We start from the raw sequence: 22,112 nt of genomic DNA, 5'->3' as shown, positions 1-22,112 counted from the left end.
CATCCCCGGCTTGAACGGGGATCCAGTAATTATTTATTTCTGGATTCCCCCCTACGCGGGAATGACAGAGGCTAATCATATGTCTAGCGCCTTCCGCGCGGCGTGGGCGTTTTGGCGGGCGGTTTCTAGGGTGTCGGCGGTGGCGGTGATGTGGCCCATTTTGCGGTCGACTTTGGTGGGGCTTTTGCCGTACAGGTGCACATGTACACCTGGGATGGCCAGTGCATCACTGAGGCCTTTCACCTGAGTTTCGCCGTTTCGTTCGCCGAGGATGTTCACCATGCACGCTGCCGGTGCGGCTAGATTGACGTCGCCGAGTGGCAGGCCAGTGATAGCGCGAATGTGCTGCTCGAACTGTGAGGTACGGTTGCCCTCTATGGTGTGGTGGCCGCTATTGTGGACACGCGGAGCGATTTCGTTTACCAGCACTTCCCCGCTGGGGGTGAGGAACATCTCTATGCCGTACATGCCGGCACCTTTGAGGAGGTTTGCGACAGTGACGGCGAGGGTGTGGGTTTTTTGGGCGACCGTCTTTGAAACTGGTGCGGGCGACAGAACTTCGACGCAGATGTTTCGCTCGTGTATTGTCTGTACCACCGGGTAGGCCTGCACATCCCCGCTGGTGCTACGGCCGACCATGACGGCCAGTTCCCGTTCAAACGGCACAAAGCGTTCGGCGTAAAGAGCCTTTCCATCAAATAGTTCAAAGGCTTTTTTGATATCTGCCGGGCTGCTCACGACCATGTTGCCACGGCCGTCGTACGCACCGTGACGGGTTTTGAGGAGCATTTTGCCGCCGAATGCTTCGAGGGCTTTTTCGGCAGCCTGGGTGGAATTCACCTCTGTAAAATCGGCAACCGGGACGGAATGTTCGCGCAAAAAGACCTTTTGGAGGTATTTATCCTGTATGAGCCGGACAGTGGCGGGGGCTGGATGTATAACGGCACCTTCTTTTTCGAGTGCCTCTAGTACGAGCGTGTCGAGATGCTCAATTTCCACGGTTATGACGTCGCTTCGTTTCGCCAGTTCGTGTAAGGCAGCTTGGTCGTAGAGATTGCCCGTGATTTCGGCGGCGCCAACCTGGTGTGCGGGGCAGTTTTGGCCGGGGTCAACCACCACCACATCAAATCCGAGTGGTAAGGCAGCTTCCGTCAGCATCCGTCCGAGCTGGCCGCCTCCGACAATACCAATGGTAGGTTTTTTTGCCGCTCCCTGTTCCATACTGATAATTGTATCGTATGTAACACAAAACTCCCATAGTCTAACCGTTGCCACAGACCGTCATCCTGAACTTGTTTCAGGATCCATGCCTTTCTAGGGCTTTGTGCTTTTACTTAATCTCACAGTATCACCAACCCCCTCACTTCACGCAGGTTCCCGTACCTGCCAAGCGGCTCATTTTGTACGGACAAAATGAGAGTAAACCGCCGGGGATAATGCAAACGACCGGCTTACTTGCCCATGACTGCTTGCTTGTTTGGCTTGTGCAGAACTCACTCAACTTCGTTTCGTTCAAACAGCTTCCGCGCGCAAGCAACCAAGCAGTCATGGGCAAATCAGTCGTTATGCATCCCCGGTTCCCCAAGAATCATCCCTTACGGCGTCGAAGCGAGCACTCACTGCATATCGGCATCTGTTCTAGTTATATCGCTGCGGCGACTTAATTGCTAGCGGCCTGCGGCCGCAGCTTTGCCCTTTGCCCTCAGCCCTTTGCCCTACCTCATGACTCACGGCTCATTTTTCTGTATACTACATAATTATGAGTGGACATATTCTTGAGGGGACTGATTTTCAGCTGCCGGGATGCCAAGCGGTGTACCACGGTAAAGTGCGTGATGTATATGACTTTGGTGACCGGCTTATGTTGGTCGCGAGCGACCGCTACAGCGCGTTTGACCGTATACTCGCGCTCGTACCGAACAAGGGAGCTTTGCTTACCGCAACCAGCGCGTGGTGGTTTGCCCAAACCGAACACATTGTGCCCAACCATCTTATCTCGTGCCCCGACCCAAATGTGGCGTACTGCAAAAAGTACGAAGTCATCCCGCTCGAAATGGTGGTGCGCGGCTACATTACCGGGGTCACAAACACCTCTCTGTGGCACACGTACTCGGAAGGTCAGCGCGATTACGGCACCTTTCACTTGCCAGATGGGCTAAAAAAGAATGACAAACTGCCCCAGCCTGTTCTTACTCCCACAACCAAGTTTGAAGTTCACGACCGAAACCTCACACCAGCTGAGGCTATTACCGAGGGGCTTTTGAAGGATGAAGTCTGGGAACGCGTGAGCGACATAGCACTCAAGCTGTTTGCATATGGACAGGAAAAGGCCGAAGCGGCAGGGCTACTGCTGGTGGACACCAAGTATGAGTTTGGGCTGACACCAGAGGGTGAGATAGTGCTCATAGATGAAATTCATACGCAGGATTCTTCGCGTTACTGGCTGGGCGAGTCCTATGAACAGCGCATAGCAGCTGGTGAAGAGCCCGAAAATTACGACAAAGAGTATATGCGGTTGTGGTTCAAGGAGCGTTTTGACCCCTATGCAGAAAATGAAGCGCCGAGTGTGCCAGCAGACATTATTACCGAGTTAGAACGCCGCTACGTGTACGTGTACGAAAAACTGACTGGCCAAACTTTTGAAAGACCAGATACAACTGATATAGAAAAACGGATTGAAACTAATATGCGCCACGCATTGGAGGAAAAATGAGTAGATTACCCATAATCCTGTCACCTGTGACATTGGATTGCCCTGTCACGTGTCACCATGGCTACATGTCACACGCTACACCAATGCCACATGTCACACGCTACACGCTAATCTCCCTAGAAGAGGTTTGCTCATGAGCCTACAGCCCCTTAATCTCGACCTGCCCAGTGAAGACAATCGATTTAACTCAGTTGACCCACTCGATGGCCGTTACTACGACCCCGAAATTGCCCGTTACCTTTCGGAGCGCACACGGATTCTCACACAAGCTCATGTGGAAGCAGCTCTGGCCTACGGGCTCGCCGAGTTTGGCATATGTAGCCGCGAAGTGGCCGAGCAGATTGATACGGCGAGCCGGAAGATTCGGGTAGAAGACGTTGCCGAAGAAGAAAAAACCACACGTCACGATGTAAAAGCCATTGTAAACACTATTAAGAAAGAGCTGCCCGAAACGGCGCAGCCGTATGTGCACTTTGGCGCGACATCGTACGACATTGTCTCAACGGCCATGAGCTTGCAGCTGCGTACTGCGGTGCACGAGCTACTACTCCCCCGCCTCACGGCATTGCACAGCACGCTCGCAGAGCTGGCGGAACGCTACGCCGAAACCTTGCAGATTGGCCGAACGCATGGCCAACACGCCGTGCCGATTACTTTCGGGTATTTCCTGGCAACCTATGTGCAACGGCTGGGCGATAGCATGGCACATCTCGAAACGCTGGCCGGTGAGCTCAAGGGCAAGTTTTCCGGTGCAGTGGGTACCTACAATGCTATTTCGGTGTTTGTAGATGACCCGCTGGCATTTGAAAAAACAGTGCTTGGCTATGTGGGACTGGAACCGGCTCCGGCCGCAACGCAAATTGTACCTGCCGAGGGCTATATACGGCTATTGGACGAGCTGGCAATTACTGCGGGGGTTATGGCGAACCTTTCGCACGATATGCGTAACCTCCAGCGCAGCGAAATCGGCGAGGTGCGAGAAAAGTTTGAAGAAGGTCAAACAGGCAGCAGTACCATGGCGCACAAGCGTAACCCGTGGAATTTCGAAAACATTATTGGCATGTGGAAGCAAGTAACTGCGCAGGTGATGAACGCCAACCTGAATATATCGAGTGAACACCAACGGGACCTGACCGATTCGTCGTCAGCGCGGTTCTACACGATATCACTCGCTAGTGTCGCGGCCATGGCGTCACGGCTACAAAGCGTCATGAGCAAGATTGAGGTTGACGAAGAAGCCATGCAACGCAACCTCTACCTCACCAAAGGTGCCATTGCTGCCGAACCGCTGTATTTGCTGCTCGAAAAATACGGCCACACAACCGCGCACGAGGCTTCAAAAGCACTCGCCCACGAGGCAATGGAGCGAAACCTCTCTCTGTACGAAGTGGCATCCCAGACGGAAGGCATCGCTAGCTACTGGACTCAATTCACCGACTCAGAAAAAGAACTCATCCGCTCCCCCGAGACTAACTACACGGGCCTCGCGAGTGCTAAGGTAGGATTCATAGTCGCTTGATTACATAACCCTTGGGGTCTTTCAGAAGAGTTATAAACCTGAATCACGAAGCTTTTGTCCGTGTCATTCCGAGTACTGAATCAAGTTCAGCATAAACTCCGTCTGAGGAATCTCCTTATTTTACTTGTAGCTATATGGTGAAAAGAAGATCTTTCGACTTCTCCGCTGTGCAGCGGATTCGCTCAAAGCCTGCCCTCGACCCGATCGGGCCTGCCCTGGACCCGATCGGGGGATGACATTGTACGGTGTTATTTGGTTTCGTGATTCAGGTTTATAAGCATTACATACTGGGAGAAGAAGAAGGTAGAAAACCGAGGAGGTGGTTGATTGTGGGTTGATGGTTTGTGATTGATGGGTAAAGGCGAAGGTCTTGTTTAGGCTGGTTTTTGGCGGGGAAGGTGGCGCTGAACGCCTAATGTGCCACCTTCCCCGGCAGTCTAGGCCTGCTTAGCGCCGTCTACGCCGTTTGCGGCGACGCGCCCTCTTTTGCTCTGCCGGCATTGCCGACTTCTTCTCCTCCTGTTCCTTCGAGTGAACGTTCATCCTGAACTGGGTGTTGATTGACCTACCCAATCCCATCCTCCTCCAGTAGACTACCCTCTTCTAGGGTAGCGCTCGACGCGTTTTGCGGAGTGTTACCTTGACCGGTGGTCAGGTAGTATCATACGAGTAATAGGCATTATATGCAATGTTATTTAAAACTATTTCCAGTTGCGCAGTTGGTTGACAGCTTTTTTTTGCAGGTACGCCTCAGTAAGGTCGATGTCGAATCGATTTGCGAGCTCCATAAAATAGTTGAGCACATCAGCAAACTCGGCGTTTAGATTGGCCGTATTTTTCGGTTTCTTCTCGCCTTTTATACCGGTATGAAGACGTATTTCCTTCGCCAGCTCTCCAATCTCTTCGGAAAAAAGCAAAAAAACCGCTGTAGTATCAAGTCTACTCCAGCCATTTTTGTTGCAGATATCTTTTAAGTCAGCCTGTAACTCTTTAAGGTTCATGGGGTATCCTTATTTACGATGGCCTACCTTAATGTAGCACATCGGAAACCCTGATTGGCCACGAGAAATATCTTTGCTAAGTTTTTCGACTGGGAAACCGGCATTACTAATCTGAGCTGGCCAGTCTACTCCCGCAGCAGGAGACTTTAGTGGTGCCATTATGATTGAACCTTTTCGTGTAACTCGCTGAAACTCAGGAAGACAACCAATTAGCAACCCTATTCCACCACTATCATGATTCTTACTATAGGGAGGGTCTGTAACGATGTAGTCAACAGAATCATTCGGGACTGGTAAGGACTGTGCGTTTGCGCTAAACCTATCTACCACGATATCCATATTTGGTTTATACCACGAGGGCAAACCGTCGAATAAAACGTGAGACATCTGTGCGTTAAGTTCGGCGGCGTAGGTGTGTCCATCGTCATCAATCGGCTCGCCGCCTCTGTACGATAAATCAGTAACGATCGCACTCGATATTATTCCGCGTGCAGCTAATAGGTTTATCATTGTTCCCGCGCCTCCGAAAGGATCAAGTACACTTTTTTTCTTCAGTATAGTGCTTAATATTGGCCAAGCTTCAGCAATCTTATAATATTCAGGGGACCATGTATGTGAGATTGTATCTAGAGATATATTGCCATCTTTGTCTTCAAAGAATCGTGGGACTTCCTTCATCATTAAACCCATCCAGCAGTCGACTAACGCTTTGCGTAGGGCGTTGCGGATATCCTTTAGGCCTGCAGGGTGAAGAGTGGTCTCAAGTCGATCAAGATTGTACAGTACGCTTTGGTATTGGAAGTCAAAATGTACACGATCGTTAGCTCTGGTAGTTTTGTCAAACACGACCTTCAGGTATGCAAGTGAAGCTAGGGTATTACGTACTGCCTCGATTTCCCAGTCCGGGACGTAGTCTTCAAAATGCTTACTCTTGGGGTTACCGCTAAAATATTCTAGTATCTCGTCCATGGACATGGAGTTTGTATTAATTGATATCGCAAAATCCGGTTTTCGGTCTTCAGTTTTCGACCCCACTTGGTCTCGCATGCTATTATCGTGATTAGCCCTGGCTGAAAGTAAGGCTAGTCGAGAGACTAGCACCGAGGCCTCAGTGGTAAGTAGCCTTTCAGTCGTGACTCCTGACTCTCTCTCAAGAACTCGCTTAGTACTCGTTAGCAGATCTGAACTCAGGTTGATAGAAACAATCGGCCGATTATTCGGTAAGTGTAATGGCGCAGTAGTTGTAGCTAGCTTGCCATCAACGATGCATATTCTGTCGTCTGGCAGCTCACTATATATTGCGCGATCGATTACGTTAGGGTTGCCAACTTCACCTAATCGACCCGCAAGCTGCTCCTCATTAGCTACCCCGAGGCGCTCTCTTATCTGCTGTCCAACTTGAACTACTGCTGGGTCAGGGAAGCCTAAACGTTGTATACTCTCCCCAATTCTTTTTACTAGCGTGGTGGCTCCACACCCAGGCATATTTGCAGACACCAATAGGACGGGATTATTTCCTAGATACGAAGGGGACATTACATTGCAAGAGCTATCAAGACCATCGGCAACGTGAAAGGACATTCGCTCACTCATTTTAAAAAACCTCATGATATGTAAGACTAAATTAGACCTTATTATACAACTCAAATGTGAATATAACAAATAGATTTTTAAAAATATAATCGGTACATGTATGAAATAGAGGTCAAATTTGACGCATAAGTCTGATGACACTGAGCATCATTAAGAAGGTCCTAAACAGATCAAAGAACTAAGCTTGTTACTAGGACGTAAGTAGGCCGAGGTTATTGTTACGCGGGTGTTGAGCCGAGTTTAGTTACAATACCGGCCGGGCCGCCCAAAAAACCCGGAATCTCCTAGCTCCGACAGGCGCGTAGGGCAACGATCTTATGATTTCAGATGTTTGCCCGGGCAGAGAGACTTAAGAATCCATATCTGAACCTAGTAGTTGGTTCGTAGTTTAACTTTGTTCGGCCTGAGCTACCATGACAATTTTGCCTACGGTAGTGGGATCTTGTGCGAAGAAAGCTGGAATTATTTCATTACCATCGCAGAACTTATTAATCTTTCCCTTCATGATTAACTCGTTGCCACCCATAAACGTGGTGTTATCAATAGCATGTATTTCACCGGCTGAGCAAGCTAACTCAAAGTCGCCGACTGGTTTATTTGTTGACTTATCTTTCACCTGCAAGAAAATTCCACCAATTGATGAGCGTTCGCCAAATACACCCTCAAGGTTCGGGTTTGTATAGATTTCTACTGCTTGCGAAGTAGCCATGTCCTTAGTTGTACCCGTTTTTGGACTTGGTGACGGGTTCGTTTGGCGGTAATCACCACAACCGCCAAGCGCAAATGCAGCCGCCGCTACGCCTGCTACCACTAAACTCCGTGTACCTCGCCCCTCCCCTATAAGTGTTCCGCGTCGTGCCATAAATATTCTCCTAAAACTTACTGTGAGAAACACTGTAGTAGGAATAATTGTAAAAGTCAATAAAGTTTTTTATAAAGCAACATTAGTATAAAAAATGTGAGTCAACAAAAAGGTTTAGGACGTGCGGACAACTGGCTCTGTCTCTGTAGGGTGTGATGTTCGAGCGCGCTCAACAAGGTACGCAGACTCGGTGGGAGACGCACCTTGCTGCAGGGCGGTACGGAGTTCACGGCGTGCACCTTCGCTGAGCCCACCCCAGGCTCCCCAAAACCTTTGGCGCTTACCAGCATTGTGTTGGTCCACTGAAAGGCCGGCGGCAAGGCAGCTATCTGCTACGGGGCAGTTTGGGCAATTTTCTTGCCGTATGCTATTCCAGACTGCAGTTTCCCGTAGGGCAAACCGTGAGTCAAAACCATCGCCATAACAGTTCGTTTGCTCTGGCCAATGCTGCCCGATTCGGGTGCCCGCCCAAGATGATGGAATGTATTCTCTCCGTTCCACAGAATGGCTTGCGGGAGCTAATTTTGGCGGGCCTGAAAACACTTCGCGCATGTACCGTTCTGCGGTTGGGGAGGCGTTTGTTGTAAGGGCGCGAAATGGCTGCGCTAGCGGAAAGGCACAGCGGAGCAAACGAATAAGCCGTGGCGCCAGCTGGTGAGGATTATCGAACACAACAAGTTCTTGAGTGTCCCGGTCAATCTGCCGCACGCCGTAGGGAGTCTGTGCCGCTTGTAATACTGCACCGTAGCTTGCAACACTTATGCTAGGGCGGTCTTGCTGTGAGGGTACTTTCTGGACTGACTGTATGCGCTGCCCGCTCCCAACCTGCAAACGCAGTACTTCCTGCTGTGCTTGTTTGGACGAAACAACGACCAGAGCTTGTCCCGCAACAGAGCCAAGCAGCTCACACATGTATGTGAGCGCAGCGGAACGGTTTTCGAACGTCCTATATACCTCTGGTTCGGGCGCGGAATTGCTTGGTTGGCTTAGGGGCATGCAAGAGTTGCCTTTTGCCCGGCAACGAGGTGCGTAAAATTGATGTAAAACAGCATATATCTCATGTTTGCTACATACCTGGGCAGTTGCGACTGAGCTTGTGTATGTCTTCTTGGGCAGCGAGGAAGATGTTTTTTATGGCGACACCGAGGGGAGCAAGCTGCTGCGGCAATTTTGAAGGTGCATCTGGAAAGGCCCAAAGGGTGCCGGTGCTTAGATCCACAAGTCCGCTGCCCTCCATAACGCGCGCTTGCGCCTCGCGGTGCGGTGCCATGTCTGCCAGGGCTGCACTAACAATACGGTTTAAGGACGGACAGCCAACGCACCGTGTTGGGATTTCAAAGCCGTGTTTGTAGGATATTGGGCTAGTTTGCTTCATATAGAGTAGTTTGTTTAGTTGATAAGAGAAATGTAACGAAAGGCGAGAGTGGGGAGTGTGAGAGGTTTTGGGTTGAGAGGGAGGCACGAACGACGTGAGTTTGCGAGGCTTGAGCCTGCAGGGCTGCCAAAGTGCCGGGGGCGGCGCGGGTTGCGAGAACGAATCTCGTACTTCCGCGCCGACCGGCGGGTTCATCGTCGGTTGTTCCACCAGGGGAGAACCACCCCGACCACGAACCCGACGAGCAGGAAGGTCAGAATCTGAACCTTCCACGCCCAGGCTGCGTGTGAACGAGCCGGCTCCCTTCCCTTCCATGAGTACAGGAGGAAGACCACAAAAAGCCCCACGAAGAGGCTCCATGCCGTGATGCCGCCCCAACTGAGGGTCAGGGTGGTTGGCTGGGGAACGGGGTCTGCCGTGATGAGCGAGGTCGTCATGCTGACCACCTTACCTCTCTGCGGTGCCACAGGGGCGACCGCGGTATGTCAAGCCGAATCGGACGGGAGTGTCCGTTCGGGTACTACACCTCAAGGCTCTACGAGCCTTTCGTTACCCATATAGAGTACTACTTTTTGCCCAAACGCAAATAAAGTATACGATTTTTACAACATCGGAATGCTATTTGAACCTTAGAACGAATTTGGCTCGGTTGGGGTATCTGGCTGTTGCATACCCTCGATGTACTCCCGGGTAGGGTAGAATTCCTTGTCTCCATTTCCTCCTGTCCAGTGGCCTGGTACGCCGTGCGCGGTCGTGGCCGGCGTGCCAAAAAGGATAATGCCGGAACTCTTTTCACTCGCTGGGCGAAATGGTTCCTCGCCCGGTAGCTCTGGTACTGTTTCAAATGATGCTTTTGCCATAGGGTTCTCCTGTACATTTAATTATTACATAAAATTGACACGGAAGCAATAGTCTTCAACCTGAATCACGAAACCAGAGAACACCATACAATGTCATCCCCCGATCGGGTCGAGGGCAGGCTTTGAGCGAATCCGCTGCACAGCGGAGAAGTCGAAAGATCTTCTTTTCACCATATAGCTACAAGTAAAATAAGGAGATTCCTCAGACGGAGTTTATGCTGAACTTGATTCAGTACTCGGAATGACAGGGACAAAAGCTTCGTGACTCAGGTTCTTCAGTCTGAATCATGAATCTCACTGACACCGTGAAGACGTCATCTTGTCAACCTCCCCTTTTAGCGAACACCCTGTCTCTCTTGTTGAGACTGGCAGCGTAAGCTGCCGGGCTCATCTTTAATGCGCTGTGGATACGCTTATGGTTGTAATAGTAGATGTGCAGGGCAATGGCTTCGTGGAGTGCCGCTAAGTTTTTGTATTGTGTCAGGTTGCAGACTTCGCGCTTGAAGCCACCAAACCATCGCTCCATGAAACCATTCTGCCAGGGGCTGGCTTTGGTGCTCGCACTAAGTTGGATTTCCATTTTGTTGCAGAGGTCTTGGTGCCTGTAGCTCAAGTATTCAGAACCTTGATCAGAGTGGAGGATTGCTGGCGCTGGATGCTTGCTGAGTGCATCGAGTAGTGCCTCGTGGGTCAGCTCGCTGGTATGTCGTGTACCGAGCCGCCAACCAACCACTTGCCTGGTTTTCAGGTCGAGCACCACCGCCAGATAGTGCCAGCGCTTCTCGAACCACAGGTATGTAAAGTCCTGCGCCCACGCATGAGCATTGACCATGTCGGCATAGCTTTGACCGTCCTGTGGCCGCAGCTCGTCTTTAAGACGAGCGTAGCACTGTAGAGCGTTAGGCGGTGCGCTAATCTCTGCTGCTGCAGACCAACCGCTCCGACGCTTCTTAGTTGGTGTCGGTATGATAACACCCGCAAGCGTACGGATACGTCTGGTTTTCTTTTTGTTCCAGCCAAGGTGCAGTGCTAACCGGTCGACGCCGTAGAATGGGTGGAGTTCGTGGGCTGCCTGTAGCCGCGCAATAGCCTGTCGGTCGGTTTCTGCTTGTTTCGCTGGACGAACATAGTAGCTTGTCCGGCCAAGGCCCAGGAGCTTGCTGTATTGCTTGCGCCACCCTGGGTCGACCTCGTCCAGGGCAGCTAACCTTTTGGGCGCTGACTTTCGGCGGTCAGCCTACCAAGCACTCGGTAGGCCTGCTCAAGCTCACGCTTGAGTCGATTGTTTTCGAGGATGAGGTTACGGTTGCCGTCTACAACACCAGCTCTTAGCCAACCGTAGATGGTCTTGCTACTAACCCCGTACTGGTCAGCAGCTTCACTGACCTTGAGACCACCATCTCGTATTTTGAGGATGATTTCATCTTTTATATGTTGCTCAATATGTTTGCCAACAGGCATACGAAAAACTCCCTTCAGATTAGATATATTGTACCGCCTGCTAGCTAGACGGTGTGTTCAGTATATGGGGAGGGTGACATCTTGATTTAGTGCTCGGAATGACACGGACAAAAGCTTCGTGATTCAGGTAATGTAACTTCTTTTTATACATAGAGTGTCTTGGAGCGCGGCGGGGTGTGAGGGGTTGCCTCGTACGCCCGCCGCGCTCCATGTCCTTCAACACCCTTTGCGACCCGTCAGGTCTTGACGTATCGCAAATACTTCGTCGGGAACCATGGGATCTCATCGAACCCCTGGTTTTGTCCCGCGGTCTCGACCTTGAGCGTGCACCATGGCAGCTGGATGCGGCGCAATTTGAAGGGGTAGACGGGAGTCAAGTCGGTGATTTGGTCAAAATCGACCTTTGGTTCCGACTTGCGGAGAATTCCCGACACGGCCGTGATCGACGCCTCCGTGATCACAATGGGGTTGCTCGCCCAGACGAGCAGCGAGAACACCATCTTGATGAAGGCGAACGCGATGACGACCGTCATCGCCGTGGCGGGCGACTGGAACACCGCTTGCGCGAGTCCCCACAGTCGCTCAGCGAGCCACACCAGCGCCGACCACAGCCAGCTGAGGTCCAGTGAGACCTGGGCTTGGTACCACCAGAGGACGAACGCCGCGATGAGACAGCCGATGCCGATGCTCGTCCACGCGATTGTGGTACGCTTGATGCCCCGGAGTCGTCGGTAGGCTTCGCCAACCTTTTCTACGGCTGCGAAGTAAGGCCGCAGGACGATGATCCCGAAGCCAATCATCACGAGGATCGCGATGACCCAGCCGTAGACGCCGTTGTCCTCGTTCGCGCGGACGACGACCAACGCGACGAGCGAACCGGCTGCCACGAGCAACGATGGTAACTGGGAAATCCAGTGTCGTAGCGCGCGCTGAACCACAGGGTCGTCACCTGGCTCGTCGTGCGTTGGCGTCGGTTCCGGTGCGGGTGGGAGCTCCTGGGTGGGAGCTTCCTCCTCGACCGTGCCGGCGACGGCGTGCATGACGCCGCGCTCGGCGAGTTCGACGCCCAGTCGCTCCTGGAGCGACGGCGGGAGCGGGCGGCGTGGGCGGCGTGCGAGCCATACGGCAGTGCCGATGAGCAGGGCGGCGGCCAACCAGCCCGGCGCGGCGTTGCCGCCGACCGATATCGTGACTAGGGCAAGCCCCAGCACAATGACTAGTGCGGTTGCTATGAACGCTACTGGCGCCCATTTCTGAACGTTTCGCATGGTCTCCTCCTTCGGGGGGTGTAAAAGGACATAAGCCCAGCAGACCGGGTTGGTCCGGGGCCTAATGTGTGGGTACGGGTTGCCTTGTGGGCGGCCGCGTACTACAACGCGAACCATCAGGACGGGTGTGTCCGAGATTCAGGCCTAGTTATACATGCGTATTGACAAAAACACAAAGACAAGCAATTTACTTTTTGGACATGATGAGGTAAAACGGTGGTATGAAATTGCCTAGGCGCGCTACTATTGTAGAAAAAAAACTATCCCGACCTGTACCGCTCGTCGCTGCTGCACTTGCCGCAGGAATTGCACTTACTGCGTGCAGCGCTAGTGAGGCCAGCGGAGATAACAGTGCGTCAGCCGCAGCCCAGTCTGCTGAAGCCTGTGTTGTCTTTAGTTACGATAAGCTCCGAGAAGATGTTCGTAACCCCGTGCCTCGTACCGCTCAGGCAATCCTACAGCTACTTCCGGTCGCCTATAAACTTCAGTATGGTCAGGATGTACCGGTTGAACTTACCACAGAAGTATCAGCAGGCGTAGACCCTGGCACACAGTTGCCGCGGACGGTAGATGAGCTGGGAAAGCAAATAGACGAAATGCTTCAGGCCCAACACCCTGGCCTCGGGAACGGTGGTCCTGTTGCAGATGACCGGGTGTCATTATGCTATGTTTTTGACTTAGCAAAAGAAACAGTTCAGGTTGGTCCCGGCAGCTACGTGCTACCCTTCACCTACCCAGACGGCGTGGGCCGCGAACCGGTTACACCAACACTCATTCAGGCTGGCACAACTGCTCTGCGCTAACCAAGAACCAGCGGGTACCTAGCGGCGGCTCCTAATATTGCAAAAGTACTAGTTGCGCTCTTGTCAAAATTGCTGAATAGAGTATACTTTGTGATGTTTTTACTATAAAGTCGTTTGAGAGGTTTTGCTATGGCATACGAAAACTACGGGACAGGCCACGGAGCTCCGGACTCTGCCGAACAGCTACTGCGCAAGCTTGAAGCACTTGCCGGATACCAGCCTAGTTCTAGTGAGCATGAGCCATTGCGCGGGTATGGGAACCCTAGTTTACACCACGATTCCGCTGAACCATCAGAATACGGCACGTCTTGGCCAGCCCGAAGACCGGTTGCTAGTAGGCAGGATGTCGATGGTTCAGTGCCCCCCGGGACTGACGGTACGCCAAAGCCAGCAACAACCCGTGCCATGCAGCAACGTGCCTACCAGGCTGGCTACCGGCGCCATATGGCTGAGCAAGCTGCGCGGCGCGCAAGGCGACGCACAACAGGTCTGGTCTTATCAGCGGTACTAGTGGTGGCACCAGGCGTAGCGGCTGGTTCCCGGACGGTTGTGGAGGGAGAGGCCAGTGTGCCAGCTCTTACTCGATTTGTTGACGGTGGAGTGGCCGGCTATGTCGAGCCCTTTGAAACCGCCGGTTGGCTTTTGGACAAGCTTCGCGGTAAACCACATCCCACGCTCACCGAAATAGAGCAGCAGCGCAATGCAGACCGACTGCATAAAAATAGTTCGGTAAAGAAATAGCGACCCCGGCAGATTATTTTCCGTCAAGCGTGACAAATGTATAGCCATGCGCTCGGTACCACCGGATAATTTCCGGCAGCGCAGCGAGGGTATTGCTTCTGTTCGACGAAACCTTAGTCTCAGGCTCGTGGCTGGCTTTATCTTCGTGTATGAGTATGATAGGGTTCGTTTGGTCTTTTACATTGGTTGCAGCTTTGACGATAGCGGCAGTTGCCTCAGTAGTCGTGCCCGCTGGTTGCTTCCAATCCTCGCTATCTACGGACCACATAACCGTGCGTTGCCCCACACGCTGTGCGGCTTCGATAACGTTGGTCATAAAACCGCCTGGTGGACGGAAAAAGCAAACCGGATTATTGGTAGCTTTGGTGATGAGGCTGTTTGTCCTGCTCAGTTGGTCGGCAAGAAAAGCTGGTGTCCAGCCGCCGCTAACCTCTGTAGGATAGCGGTGGTCGTAGCTGTGCCCGGCCACAAGGTGGCCAGCGAGCGCTATCTTACCAAGCTCGGCTGGGTAGCGCGCAGCGTGCTCACCCGTTACGAAAAACGTTGCCGGTACACCCTCGCGCTGTAAAATCTCGAGAACTTTCGGTGTTTGCGGGCTAGGACCGTCATCTATAGTCAGCGCAACGGTCTTTCCCTTGCCTGGTGCGGCCTTCATGGGCGTGGCAGCTGGTACCGGACAAGCTTCTGCATTTGGCGACGTACCGGCTGGCGCAGTCGGAGTGACAGTACTCGTCACGCTGGGTGCAGTGGTCTTTGTTTTGGTCGACTGTGCGCTAGAGCTTGGGCTTGCGGCCGCTGCTTTGCGTGCAGTCGTTTCCGTTGGTGTAGCGGCTGCAACGGTGCCAAAATGAGGTGAAACAAATGTTTCCCAAGCGGGAGGAATGCCAAGGGTTAAAACTACTCCAGCCACAAATGCAGGCCACCGCCGGCGAGGGAGTGTCACTACTGGCTCAAAGCCGCTCGCTGGGTAGTCCCCTGCACCGGGTTGGGTGTAGAACCGAGGAGGGGTATTGCCGTATGCATCTGGTCCATATACATCATATTCGAAGTCGCCGTAACCACCTTCATCATAATTATTGCGTGCCATATAGTTGCTCCTTAGTCTTGCCTATAGTTTAATCAGCTTAACATAATACATTTATTTGTATATTGCAAATGTGTGATGAAATAGTGTATACCTATGCATGGTGGTGACCCCTATGGTCATTTCACTGCTCTTCGCAAAAATCCTCGTCGAAAGGAAGGTGAGGGTCATGAAGATGACTCTTCAAGCACGACAGCTCATGCTCACCGCGGGTGAGCGACAGTTCGGCCACTCCCAGCGCCACGGGACGCGGCCGCTGTGGCGCCTCGTCGCAGCTCTGGCAGGGCTGTGGCTCGTGTCGAGGGCAGCCCTGCCCGTCGACCAGCGCTCGACCATCGAGGTCGTGCGCTACCTGCAGCCCGTCGGCTGGTACGTGTTGTTGGCCGCCCCGCTGATGGTGTTGGTCTTGGCCGGCCCCATCGACTGGTGGAACCGAACGGCCGCGTACGAAGGCCGGTGGGCCTTCGGATGGCGTGCCGGCAGGTTCGTGCTGGTCTGCCTCCCGGTGCTGCTGCTGGCCGCGGCGCCGGTCGTCGGGCACTTCCTGCCCCGGCTGGCAACGCTGCCGGTCGTTGGCAACGTCGCCCCCTGGGGTGATGTCCGGTTGGTGCTGAGCATGGTGTTTTGGTTGGTGGTCTACGACTTCATGCACAGCATGCTGGCGTTGGCATATACCAGCCAAGACCCGCAGTACAAGACCGAGTTGGACTGGTCGGTCAAGTGGGTTCTCCTGCTCGTCCAGGTCACATTCGCCGTCGTCGGCATACTCTTCGGCCTCCTCCGTCGGTTCGGGCGCGCGGCGCACCAGCTACAGAAGGCCAACAAGGGGCCCTCGACGGCCAGCCTGGAGGACCTCTACGAGGTCCCCAACCACGCCGACCGCGACGTCATCGCGGGCGAAGTGGTCGACGACGCCGACGACGCCGCCGACGACGTCGAGGAGCTGCTCGCAGAGATGCACCGCAAGCACGTCTACGCTGACGCCACGTAGGCGTCGACGGGTCACCACCACGCTGGGGAAGAAGGATAACACTAAAGCTGAGTACTCATACTCACTCCTTCTCCCCCAGCACGACCCAAGATAATACATCGCTGAAACCTAACTTTCAGACGCTTCACAACACGAGTTTCGCACCAGCCAGCCTGCCGTCCAGCGAAGCTGGCCGCACCGCTGGCTTCTTCGGCTCCTGCACATTTTTCCTCTCCAGTACTCACTTCACCGTACTTTAGTACGGCTCGTTCCGATGTTCGAGGAGAAAATGCACATGAGCTCAAAGTTTGAATCTCGTGTACAGTACGAAGCTCGCATGCAGCAGAATACCAGGAGTTATATCATGTCAGAACAGTTCGAATCACCGCTTATATCTCGCCGAAGCTTTATGCTTGCTAGTACGGGCCTTGTCGCTGCTGGCGTTTTGGCGGCCTGCACCCCGGGTGGGTCAGCTCACAGTGAAGAACGGTCTACTACCGGTACGACGACAGAATCACCCATTTTTACCACCACGCAGCCCCTACTTATGGGGCCGGACTTTTCTCGCTATGATGCGCTAGAAGCAAGGCCAGACGCAGCCAACAATCTTGCAAGTGGGCTGCTAGATGCGAAAAAAATGGCTAAAGCTGGCCTGGCCTTTTGTGCCGTCCGCGCAACGGTGGGTATGCCAAAATCTAGCACGCAAGGAGCTACAGTACGTGAGCCCAATTATGACACTATGCGGCGCCGGTTGGCAGACGCGGGGCTCGTTACCATTGCCTATCACGCTCTGACCGACTCAGACCCGGTAAAACAGGCAGACTATTTTACAGAAGCTACAAACGGCGCTACTGGAATTGTCCCGGCGGTGAACTTTGAGCAATATCAAATACGCGGTGAATATCATGATTTGACGCGTGATATGCTACAGGCTTTTACTGAGAGACTTCTTACGAATCTAGCAGACCCTAAACGCCAGCTGGTTGCCTACATTCCACCTTGGATGTGGGGTTCGCGTGACAGAATGCAGGCGGCCAATACACATAAGGCCATGAGCGCTCAAGAAAGCGTCATGAATAACCCACCGCATGTGCCTGGAACGGTGCTGTGGTGGGGCAGGCAGTGGCGGGCTAGCGAAGTCGCAGGCGGAAACCTCCTCATGAGCCCAGAGGAAATTGCCCATGCGGTACGGGCAGAAGACCAGTCAGGGCTTTGGCAGCGTGAGCGACTTGGAACGTATACAGCCCCAGGCTTTCGACAGCTACTTGTGAGTTATAGAATCAAGAAAAGCGATGGTACGTTTATGAATTCGGGCGCGAAACATCAGCAATTCGATGGTTCATTAGCAGGCTCCCGGCTACGATCATTAGACTGGAATATTTGCTATATGCCACACAATGAGCTGCTCGGGCTGGCAGGATTGCCAGCTGGTTCTGTGCCGGTACCTAAGGCCAGCATAGAATAAGCATAAGCAGATTGAGTACATTACATCATTTATACAAAAAGTAAAAAATGTGTTGACATACGATACTGAGAATGTATACTCAAAACCATACTTGCGTGAGGTATAAGGAACGCAAGAGCTGTATGACCAGCAGACACGAAGGGGTGGTTCCCGTCCGCTGGCCATGCAACTTCTTGGGCTACGTGCTCATGAAATGGTGCATGGACGACATCCGAGCTGACGTGTCGACATTGTCCACGTGCTTGGTTGCCGCAACAGAGGGATCCGGTGCCCTATTGGACGCCGGCGTAACAAGTATAACCAAAGAGGTAATGCACCATGAGTCTCTCGGCTCCAACACCTGAAACGCAATCGCAACCGAATGACGGTATGCCAGACTGCACGCAAGACAGTGCACAAATAACAGGTATGAACCGACTCCGGTCTGACGCTGGTGTGTTTATGCCCGGTATGCTATTTGGCAACGTAGCGAGGCACCCGCTACGCGCCGGTGCTTTCTTGGTCTTGGCAGGTGCCGCACTGCACGGTGCCTTCCAGGGATTCTCGAACCTGATAGAAGATACAATGGCCCAGGTCGGCGTACATACATCGGTAGAGGTGAAACACGGCAAGGTCACCGATACCTTTGCTCTTGACCGAACCTGTATAGGGGGGTATCGCTCAGACGTGGCAACGAAAAGCCAGGTTGATGTCGATTTACCAGTTGTGATGGGGCCGTTAGACCCGACTATTGTCACGACATACACTGGGAATATGACGAATATTATTTGCCCGCAGTCAAAAACGCTCGAACGTATCATAGATAATGACGCAAAAAAAGGTACACCGCGGGTTACGCTAACGGCCGATGGCTCTACCTGGGAAACATTCGTATATCCGACAAACCCTATCGACCCAAAGGCCTATGGCCAAGTGATGAATATTGGCGGCACGGCGGCATCGCAGATTGACGAGCAACTCAAGACGGTGCTATTTACCCTTGGGCTCAATAATGACCCCAGCGCCTCTGGTGCTGACATTTTGCGCACCTACGGGCGCGATGTGGCTCGCTGGGCTGCGGCAGACTATGTTACAAAGGCCTGCGCGAACCCAGCCTGGATAACGCTGAAGGAACAGGTTGCGACAAGTCTTAAAGACAAAGTTGTGAAAGAATACAACCAATACAATCCAGGTAATCCAATAACGCCAGCCGATGTTGCCGTAACGCTCCCCGACAGCATTACGCTCGACAATCAGTATGCAGACGCCAAGAAAGAGGTTTTAGAAAAAAATACTTCAGACCAGTCATTAAAGCTCACTTTCGAGCTCCAGGGTCCTGCTCCGGTTTGTAAGCCTTTGTCGCCTGAGCAGGTAAATAAAGGCTTGGAGGGGGCGACGAAACTATGAGTAAGCGACATGATGTTGGGGCCGGTCAGCGCGTGATTCGGGTTGTGAATACTCGAACGGGTCTTCAAGAACTGGTTATCGTAGACCCAAATGCTCCTGCAAATTTGCCGCAAACTCGCGCAGTCGCTCCGTACCGGCAAGATTTTGCCCCACATGACCGCATTCCTTACCCGCAGTATTCGCAAATGGGCGCTGAACGACGGGGTCCTAGCCCCCAGGGGAGGAAAAGCGGATTAGCGGGGAGGGTTGTTAGCCTCGTGCTATTTGCAGCGGCCGTTCCAGCAGTACACTACGGTGCTGAAGTGGGCGCGTACAAGTCTGGTGCGGCAGGTATATGCTGGGCAAAACAGAATCCCGTTGCCAATGTCGCAATCAATACCCTTATGCCCAAGAGTGATGTGCTATGCACGCCGCCAGCAGAACCCACCCGGGGAATCTCGTCCATCTCGTCTATTGTTGTCCCTAGCGTGGTTGCGGTCGAGTCTCGTGAAGTCGCTATACCGCTCCAAGTGAACGAAAGTGAGGTGTGGTAATGCCCCCACTGCCATGGCGACGGTCTGCTTCTGGGCCGGCTGCTGAAATACCGCCAGCGGCGGACCAACCGCCAGTCCGGCCCGCGCCGGAACCATACGTTGTGCTACCGCACAGTGCCCCGATTGGTTTATCAACCGACCGTCAGGCCGCACGCACTCGTCACGAAGCCCTTGGTTCCCCTCATGCCGGCACGGTGGCGCGACGACAAACCATACCAGGCACAGATGATACTCACCCATCCGAATACTATGAGGGTACGGGGTCCTCGCCGCTAATGGGTATAGACGTAGAGGGGGCAGCACTTGTGCTTGCGCAAGGTATGTTTGGTGCTGCGTTAGAGAGTCGCCGCCGCGGCACGCCCTTAAGGTACGGTAATAATTCTGCGCCCGTAGCGCCATCTGGCCCGACCACCGTTCGTCATATAGGTGAATTACCCTCCCATTTGGTACCACTGGAGCGGCCAAGAACCTCGCACAAAAAACGTGTTGCCGTTGTGGCTGCACTTGCGGTTGGTCTATCTGGCGCTGGGGTGGTATTTCGCGACAAGCTAATGAGCTTCCTGCCCGGCCGCTCAGGTATATCGGCAGAGAGTCTTGTTATTGCCGACGGTGCTGCAATTGTGAATGGTAAGACAGGGCCGCTCAAGGATGCCACAATCGCTACCTTTAAAGCAGAAACAACCGCTAAAACATCTTGGAATTTTACCTCTCCTGCTGACCCGACCAAATTTAATGGTTTCACCGATTTGCCGGCGGAAAATATGTTCCGTACTACCGCACCCTGGACGGGCCTGATTGTTTTGAATGCGCCGTACGACGTCGACCCGGCCAAATCGGCGGTGGCTATAGACAAAGCAAAGAAAATCGCAACTGTTGACCTCAGTAAAGTCTCTGTGACTATCAAACCAAACCCGTCCGAAGCTGCAACCAAAACTGATGTGCCGCCGTTTTTTGACCGTATTGACTGCAAAAAAGACCAGCCAAGTAACCCGTATGAGACGTGTATCGCTAATGTTGCGAAGCTGTTTACCGAGCCAACTGCCCCACTTAAAGAAGTCATACCGCCCAATCTCTATCCAGCCACTTCAACCCAAGAGATGGCCGTTCAGGCAGTAATTACTCACATCAAAAAGAAATACGAAGAAAACCAGGTCAATATGATACAAGAGGTTATTGCGGCAGGTATGCAAAGTATCTACAGTGGTCAGCATAAAGTAACACTTATCGACATGGTTAAGGAAGGTATGAAAAAGGCCTATGGTCTGAATGACCCAAATACCATCCTCCAGGTCATATTTAAGGGTGATGACACCATCTCCGCCCAAGGAGAGGCTGTTGTTAAGGCGTATCTTGCGGCCGCGAAAGTCAGTACGAGCACCGTGCAGCTCGTCACGAAAGCCACCAAGCCCGACCAACCCGACCCAGTAACAACCCTAATACCGGATAAATCATAAAGGAGTACCAGCCGACATGGGAATAATGGATACACTGAGACAAAGGATTCAACCTGAGAGTGATAAAAGCTTGGCGCTTGTACATGCAGATGCTCAGTTTGCGGTAGCACCAGTGGGCAGTCTGGCGGTTGGCGAAGAATTGGTGGACGTAGCACCAGTAAATCTGCCCCAAATTGTGAGGGGTCTATCGACCAGTTTTTATGAACAAGAACAGTACCCGGTGAAAAATCCTTTTGAGCGGGTTGAGCTTCAAGTGGGGGCACTTTCATTTGTGGTCGGGGCTGTGCGAAACGCAGCAGATATTCGTAGTCAATATTTTCGCACGGAGTTATTTGCCCGCGATAGAAAGCTCCCTGGCCAGCCAACTGCAGAAGACGCACGATTACCCGAAGATGGCATCGTGACGAGGGGGGATGAGCTGTTAATAGCCCTGGGACGTTACGGTTCGCATAACAGGAGTCAAGAAGAACTATTTCGTGGTTTTCACAAGGGTTATGAAGCTGCCGTCAAGACAGAGGACTCTCACTCAAAGTTAGCACTTCAGGACATGCAGTCAATTGTTCGCCAGCGAACTCATCTTGTGCAAAATCCACCCAAAGGACGTATCCTGGGTGATTTTGAAAAAGAGATGAAAGAATATGATGTTGACCAAACAGTTGAAAGTTTACTAAATCGTTTACATGTGGCTATCCCGAACGCCCAGAATGATGCGGCGAAGCAGCGGGAAGCAATGCGAAAAATTATTGCTGCTACTGAAGGGTTGTCCGATGAACTTGCGACGGTAGTCCTTATGAGAGTCATGGATTTTGTAAGACAGTATACATCTATTGTCGCAACAACACGGCTTGTCGCGGGAGGTTTGCGCGATAGGGCGCAGGTGGTACTAGATGCTCCCAGCGGACTATTTCCGCATTCCCCTGATCCTCAGCCGAGCACAATATCGGGTGCAGTTGTTGGGAAACCCAGAGAGGTTCCGTCTATCTTAAATATCGTTAAAGACCAAGGGTAAATAATATACGGTAAT

The 22,112-nt window shown here is 52.7% G+C and carries 22 protein-coding genes; 10 read left to right on the top strand and 12 right to left on the bottom strand.

The window, feature by feature from the left end:
• Positions 1-75: 75 nt before the first annotated feature.
• Positions 76-1,221: a 5-(carboxyamino)imidazole ribonucleotide synthase gene (purK, locus tag IPP75_01890; protein QQS69869.1), complete on the bottom strand. Its 1,146-nt coding sequence runs from the start codon at positions 1,219-1,221 to the stop codon at positions 76-78.
• A 538-nt stretch (positions 1,222-1,759) separates the two neighbouring features.
• On the opposite strand from purK, the gene IPP75_01885 reads away from it, so the two are divergent.
• Both IPP75_01885 and purB read left to right on the top strand, forming a co-directional pair.
• Complete coding sequence (locus tag IPP75_01885; GenBank protein ID QQS69868.1) at positions 1,760-2,713, top strand: phosphoribosylaminoimidazolesuccinocarboxamide synthase; 954 nt, start codon at positions 1,760-1,762, stop codon at positions 2,711-2,713.
• Positions 2,714-2,846: 133 nt separating this feature from the next.
• Positions 2,847-4,232 carry an adenylosuccinate lyase gene (gene purB, locus IPP75_01880; GenBank protein ID QQS69867.1) on the top strand — a complete coding sequence of 462 codons (1,386 nt, stop codon included), beginning with the start codon at positions 2,847-2,849 and terminating at the stop codon, positions 4,230-4,232.
• Between the two features lie 701 nt (positions 4,233-4,933).
• On the opposite strand, the gene IPP75_01875 is transcribed toward purB, so the two are convergent.
• The 10 genes from IPP75_01875 to IPP75_01830 all read right to left on the bottom strand — a co-directional run bounded on the left by IPP75_01875 (position 4,934) and on the right by IPP75_01830 (position 12,652).
• Positions 4,934-5,233 carry an RS21-C6 protein gene (locus IPP75_01875; protein QQS69866.1) on the bottom strand — a complete coding sequence of 100 codons (300 nt, stop codon included), beginning with the start codon at positions 5,231-5,233 and terminating at the stop codon, positions 4,934-4,936.
• 9 nt (positions 5,234-5,242) lie between these two features.
• On the bottom strand, positions 5,243-6,202 hold the full coding sequence (locus IPP75_01870) for a hypothetical protein (protein ID QQS69865.1): 960 nt from the start codon (positions 6,200-6,202) through the stop codon (positions 5,243-5,245).
• A 1,012-nt stretch (positions 6,203-7,214) separates the two neighbouring features.
• On the bottom strand, positions 7,215-7,688 hold the full coding sequence (locus tag IPP75_01865) for a hypothetical protein (GenBank protein QQS69864.1): 474 nt from the start codon (positions 7,686-7,688) through the stop codon (positions 7,215-7,217).
• A gap of 114 nt (positions 7,689-7,802) precedes the next feature.
• Positions 7,803-8,684: a WhiB family transcriptional regulator gene (locus IPP75_01860; protein ID QQS69863.1), complete on the bottom strand. Its 882-nt coding sequence runs from the start codon at positions 8,682-8,684 to the stop codon at positions 7,803-7,805.
• Positions 8,685-8,754: 70 nt separating this feature from the next.
• Entirely contained in the window at positions 8,755-9,063 is a 309-nt protein-coding gene (locus IPP75_01855; protein ID QQS69862.1) for a hypothetical protein, read from the bottom strand.
• 191 nt (positions 9,064-9,254) lie between these two features.
• Positions 9,255-9,500, bottom strand: coding sequence for a hypothetical protein (locus IPP75_01850; GenBank protein QQS69861.1), 246 nt, complete (start codon positions 9,498-9,500; stop codon positions 9,255-9,257).
• Between the two features lie 192 nt (positions 9,501-9,692).
• Positions 9,693-9,923: a hypothetical protein gene (locus IPP75_01845; protein QQS69860.1), complete on the bottom strand. Its 231-nt coding sequence runs from the start codon at positions 9,921-9,923 to the stop codon at positions 9,693-9,695.
• A gap of 322 nt (positions 9,924-10,245) precedes the next feature.
• The gene (locus tag IPP75_01840; protein ID QQS70148.1) at positions 10,246-11,121 is read right to left on the bottom strand and encodes an IS3 family transposase; all 876 of its coding nucleotides are present in this window, start codon (positions 11,119-11,121) and stop codon (positions 10,246-10,248) included.
• 5 nt (positions 11,122-11,126) lie between these two features.
• Positions 11,127-11,384 (bottom strand): helix-turn-helix domain-containing protein, encoded by a 258-nt coding sequence (locus IPP75_01835; GenBank protein QQS69859.1) that lies wholly within the window; start codon positions 11,382-11,384, stop codon positions 11,127-11,129.
• A 236-nt stretch (positions 11,385-11,620) separates the two neighbouring features.
• Complete coding sequence (locus tag IPP75_01830) at positions 11,621-12,652, bottom strand: hypothetical protein (protein ID QQS69858.1); 1,032 nt, start codon at positions 12,650-12,652, stop codon at positions 11,621-11,623.
• A gap of 221 nt (positions 12,653-12,873) precedes the next feature.
• Between IPP75_01830 and IPP75_01825 the strand changes: the two genes are divergently transcribed.
• Both IPP75_01825 and IPP75_01820 read left to right on the top strand, forming a co-directional pair.
• Positions 12,874-13,455, top strand: a complete 582-nt coding sequence (locus IPP75_01825) for a hypothetical protein (protein ID QQS69857.1) — start codon at positions 12,874-12,876, stop codon at positions 13,453-13,455.
• Between the two features lie 129 nt (positions 13,456-13,584).
• Positions 13,585-14,196: a hypothetical protein gene (locus IPP75_01820; GenBank protein ID QQS69856.1), complete on the top strand. Its 612-nt coding sequence runs from the start codon at positions 13,585-13,587 to the stop codon at positions 14,194-14,196.
• A gap of 13 nt (positions 14,197-14,209) precedes the next feature.
• Here IPP75_01820 and IPP75_01815 read toward each other — a convergent pair whose 3' ends face one another.
• Entirely contained in the window at positions 14,210-15,283 is a 1,074-nt protein-coding gene (locus tag IPP75_01815) for a polysaccharide deacetylase family protein (GenBank protein ID QQS69855.1), read from the bottom strand.
• A 112-nt stretch (positions 15,284-15,395) separates the two neighbouring features.
• Here IPP75_01815 and IPP75_01810 point away from each other — a divergent pair, with 112 nt between their 5' ends.
• The 6 genes from IPP75_01810 to IPP75_01785 all read left to right on the top strand — a co-directional run bounded on the left by IPP75_01810 (position 15,396) and on the right by IPP75_01785 (position 22,097).
• On the top strand, positions 15,396-16,271 hold the full coding sequence (locus IPP75_01810; GenBank protein QQS69854.1) for a hypothetical protein: 876 nt from the start codon (positions 15,396-15,398) through the stop codon (positions 16,269-16,271).
• Positions 16,272-16,614: 343 nt separating this feature from the next.
• Positions 16,615-17,715, top strand: coding sequence for a hypothetical protein (locus IPP75_01805; protein ID QQS69853.1), 1,101 nt, complete (start codon positions 16,615-16,617; stop codon positions 17,713-17,715).
• A gap of 318 nt (positions 17,716-18,033) precedes the next feature.
• The gene (locus tag IPP75_01800) at positions 18,034-19,101 is read left to right on the top strand and encodes a hypothetical protein (protein QQS69852.1); all 1,068 of its coding nucleotides are present in this window, start codon (positions 18,034-18,036) and stop codon (positions 19,099-19,101) included.
• Complete coding sequence (locus IPP75_01795; GenBank protein ID QQS69851.1) at positions 19,098-19,634, top strand: hypothetical protein; 537 nt, start codon at positions 19,098-19,100, stop codon at positions 19,632-19,634. The genes IPP75_01800 and IPP75_01795 overlap by 4 nt, the downstream gene beginning before the upstream one ends.
• Complete coding sequence (locus tag IPP75_01790; protein ID QQS69850.1) at positions 19,634-21,088, top strand: hypothetical protein; 1,455 nt, start codon at positions 19,634-19,636, stop codon at positions 21,086-21,088. The genes IPP75_01795 and IPP75_01790 overlap by 1 nt, the downstream gene beginning before the upstream one ends.
• A 16-nt stretch (positions 21,089-21,104) precedes the next feature.
• Positions 21,105-22,097, top strand: a complete 993-nt coding sequence (locus IPP75_01785) for a hypothetical protein (protein ID QQS69849.1) — start codon at positions 21,105-21,107, stop codon at positions 22,095-22,097.
• Positions 22,098-22,112 lie beyond the last annotated feature (15 nt).

The organism is Candidatus Saccharibacteria bacterium (genome assembly GCA_016700375.1).
In the GTDB taxonomy this organism is placed as follows: domain Bacteria; phylum Patescibacteriota; class Saccharimonadia; order Saccharimonadales; family UBA4665; genus JAGXIT01.
This window is presented reverse-complemented; position numbering and strand designations above follow the sequence as displayed.